We start from the raw sequence: 1,925 nt of genomic DNA, 5'->3' as shown, positions 1-1,925 counted from the left end.
ACGCGTAATAGCCAGCCCGGGCCACTTTCAGGAGTCTAGCCATTCGGGTGATCGCGTAGTTGTCCTTCTCCGCGTGCATCAGTTCGAACCGTTCCGACGGTGTTGCTTCGACGCGAAGAAGGATGCCTTGGATTCAAATCGTCAAGGCAACACTTGCTCTTTTCTTGTTGCATGATCGCGTTGGGCTTCGAGAGGTGTTCGAAAGCCCAAGCACTTCCGCGGACGAGTGTTGAGCTCATGAGCGATCTTGTCGAGGTCTGACTGCTCGTAGGTCCCGAGGTCGGTCTTCTTCGGCAGATATTGTCGCGTCAGTCCGTTGCTGTTCTCGTTCGTGCCCCGCTGCCAGGGACTGCGGGGATCGGCGAAGAACACCTCGACTGCCGTGGACTGACTGACGGCTTCGTGCTCGGCTAGCTCCATGCCCCGATCCCACGTGAGAGTGCGCATAGGCGCTCGATCCTGGTGGTGGCCGTTGAAACGGTTGATCAGTTGGTCTTTGACACATGAGGCTGCGCGGCTGGGTGCGGCGACGAGGTCGAGGACTCGGGTGACACGGTCAACGAGCGTCGCGACCTGGGTGGTGTTTGGCCCCAGGATGAGATCGCCCTCCCAATGGCCGGCTTCGGTGCGATCATTGGCCGCTCGGGGTCGGTCTGCGATGGGTTTGGCGTTTTTGATAGTCGATCGCCACTGTCCACGAGTGGTGTAGTGCTTGCCATGCCGGATTGGGCGGTGGCGACGCAGATTGTGGTGAATATTGTGGGGCAGAATTTTCCTGCCAGAGTTGAGGTAAACGCTGCGATAGATCGCCTCTGGACTGATGTGCATTCGCCGATTGCCAGGGTAGTCGCGATGCAGGCGTCCGGTGATCTGTTCTGGCGACCAGCAGTGGCTCAACCGCGCGGACACGTAGTTGCACAGGACTGGGTTCTTCTGCAGCTTCAACCGTTGGGGTCGGTGTCGACGCCGTTGTGCACGGTCGTTGGCATCAACGGCCCGATAGGTTTTCTGTCCCTTGTTGCGCCTGATTTCGCGGCTGATCGTCGATGGTGACCGGCCAAGTCCTTCCGCGATGTTGCGGATGGAGCGGCCGGCAGCGATGCCGCGGGAGATCTCTTCGCGATCGGTCAGTGTCAGTGATGTAGGTCGGGGATGCGGGGTCGGATAGTAGATACCGCCGCGGGGTTTGAGGATGGAGAATACTGATCCCGGAGGTGCACCGACCCTGCGTGAGATGTGGCTGAATGAGTGGCCGTCCTTCCACAGGTCCCAGACTCTACGGCGTTCGTATTCGGGTAGACCTGGTCGTCCGATCTTCGCCATGTTTACCTCCTGCCTATCAGGGTGTTGCACTCACGGTTTGAGTCTAAGGCCGCTTTTCCCAGAAACTCATTGTCCTGTTTGAGTTCGAAGTTCTCCCGTTGCAACCGGGCCAGCTCTGCTCGCTCGTCCTCGCCCAACGGCCCCGTCGATGCCCCCTCGCCTTGTCGGCGCTGCTTTTCGGCTTTGACCCAGGTGCCCAGGGACTGTTCCCCGACTCCGATCTCCTTGGCCACTGCCGCGATCGAGCGACCAGTGTCGATGACCAAAGTCGCGGCCTCCCGCCGGTACTCGGGCGTGAACGTGCGACGCTGTTTCTTGCTCTCTGACATGCTGGACATCCTTCCACCAGGATCACGAATCCCGCTAGCTCGGGTGTCCACAAAACCAGGCTAACCTCAGCCGTCGTGGCCGCGGGAAAAGCGGGTTGTATAGACCATGCCGTTGTCGGTCAGCGTTGATGCTGGTGGCCCGTAGGCGTCCATGGTCTGGGTGAAGGTGTCGATGACAATACGTCCGGTCACAGGAGTGTGAGCTGTGGCGTGAAGGAGCATCCTCGAATGGTCATCGAGCCAGGAGATGATCTCGGTATCGGTGCCATCGGC

The 1,925-nt window shown here is 59.7% G+C and carries 1 protein-coding gene and 3 pseudogenes; all 4 read right to left on the bottom strand.

Annotated elements, in window-relative coordinates:
* A pseudogene (locus tag BSP239C_RS20285) lies at positions 1-124 on the bottom strand (IS3 family transposase); the annotation flags it as partial.
* A gap of 17 nt (positions 125-141) precedes the next feature.
* Positions 142-1,323: an IS30 family transposase gene (locus tag BSP239C_RS20280; protein ID WP_101575096.1), complete on the bottom strand. Its 1,182-nt coding sequence runs from the start codon at positions 1,321-1,323 to the stop codon at positions 142-144.
* A 44-nt stretch (positions 1,324-1,367) separates the two neighbouring features.
* A pseudogene (locus BSP239C_RS20275) lies at positions 1,368-1,652 on the bottom strand (transposase); the annotation flags it as partial.
* A 78-nt stretch (positions 1,653-1,730) separates the two neighbouring features.
* Positions 1,731-1,925: pseudogene (locus tag BSP239C_RS20270) on the bottom strand (IS481 family transposase); the annotation flags it as partial.

Origin of the sequence: Brevibacterium sp. 239c (assembly GCF_900169365.1) — a bacterium.
Lineage (GTDB): Bacteria > Actinomycetota > Actinomycetes > Actinomycetales > Brevibacteriaceae > Brevibacterium.
This window is presented reverse-complemented; position numbering and strand designations above follow the sequence as displayed.

Bases quoted from the DNA above. Each gene is read 5' to 3' on its own strand.
- BSP239C_RS20280 (WP_101575096.1), bottom strand. From the start codon at position 1,323: ATGGCGAAGATCGGACGACCAGGTCTACCCGAATACGAACGCCGTAGA.